Origin of the sequence: Proteus sp. G4415 (assembly GCF_963896075.1) — a bacterium.
In the GTDB taxonomy this organism is placed as follows: Bacteria; Pseudomonadota; Gammaproteobacteria; order Enterobacterales; family Enterobacteriaceae; genus Proteus; species Proteus mirabilis.
Genome location: NZ_CAWQOK010000097.1, coordinates 1 through 1,636, shown reverse-complemented (window position 1 = coordinate 1,636; position 1,636 = coordinate 1). Strand labels below are relative to the sequence as shown.

The window sequence follows — 1,636 nt, the reverse complement described above, 5'->3', positions numbered from 1 at the left end:
GATATAAGGTGTGGTTTTCCGGCTAACTCAGTTTCTTTTGTCATAGACCAAAGTACAATGATATCCATACAACAACTTTAAGCCTTCAAATTCCAATTAATATCAAATGGTCAGTAGGAGGGTAATATGCGGTGCTTCGCAGGAGCTTGTCACTTTATTTTCAATTGTGCGTTAGCGCTTTAGAATGAGGTTCTGATATTGAGACTTGAGAAGACAAGCAGTACAGTTAGTACTGCTTGTAGTCATAGTGGAAAAGAAGTGACTTTTATTACTCCAAAAGGAAAAAAGATCAGGGCATCGCAGAATGAAGTTTTTAATACTTTATTGAAATCAGTAAAACAAATATTTATTGAATATAGAAAGAGAGAGTTTAGGCTCTCTTCTGTATATTTATGGCGTAACTAGTCTGTTTTTTATTACAAAATTAGTTTCTGATTACTTACTCTTTTAATAGGGCTAGCTATTTTGTAATAGTAGAGAGTATTAAGAAGTATTTATAAAGGGCGTGATAAATAGTAGTAACGAAATTTGAAAGGAAGAATGCTTTGTTAATTTTTCACATAAGATTAAAAAGTAAAAGGAGAACCTAAGTTCTCCTTTTGATATTTCTCTACGACAACAATATGTGTTGAAGGATTAGCCGCTGCCTAATCGACTGATACTTGCTCTTTACAAGCTGACCTCAGTCAGGTGCTTACGCGGGTCTCATCTGGATTTTAAGAGCGGGGAGACTCAAGCACACTCTATAACGCCTTTATACCCGTTTATCTTGATATTATCAAGTTTTTTTGTTTTGTTTTTTTATTGAACTGAATAGGCAGATAGCATGTATAATGGTATTTGGATACTGTTGTGCAATGATATCCCTAGCTGTAGTTAATGTTGTTCCTGTAGCCATAAGATCATCGACAAGTAATATTCTGATTTTTTCAGTATTGGATGATGCTTGTGTGTTTAAAACAAATGGTGGAAATATATTCCTAAATTCAGTAGGGATACTTTTTAGTGAAAACCCTCCTTTAAGTCCAACTTCTTTTGCTTGTAATTTAATTTTGAAACTAAGACTTTTAGCCTCTTCAATATTAATATCTGCTTTATCGAGAAGTTGAAAAGCATTATCGACTGTTATTTTTCTTAAAATATCAGTTAAATATGTGGCATTAAATTTTTTTGCTAAACGTTTTGCGATAATAGGGCTAATATTATGGGCTGAAGGCATTGATATTATTAGTTGATACCCTTTAGGTTCTAATTCCATAAGTTTATTGCAAATAATTTTGAAGCTATCATTGAGTTTTTTTATGCTAGAAATATTTGTATATAAATCATCCTTTTTTTCAAAGCATAAATTAAAGGACAATTATCCCCCAGTTGACGTTGTTTTCTATTACGTCTTCTTTTACCTGAAAGGAATTGTCTTTTAAAAATAGCATAAACTTTTAAGCCATCTGTATAATCAATAGTTGGATTCCCTTCAGACTGAGTTATTAGCCAGTCGGGGCAATTATGATCAACAATAACACATTGCTCTTGAATTATTAATCCCATAAATACATATGCTAGTCCGAGAAGAGAAGGAAAGTATAACAGAGAGAAAATAGCAGAGCTATATTAAAATAAGGCAATGTATTATTTA

Annotated in this window: 1 pseudogene; it reads right to left on the bottom strand. The window is 32.3% G+C overall.

Annotated elements, in window-relative coordinates:
* Positions 1-778: 778 nt before the first annotated feature.
* Positions 779-1,548, bottom strand: a pseudogene (locus AACU95_RS11455) (phosphoribosyltransferase).
* Positions 1,549-1,636 lie beyond the last annotated feature (88 nt).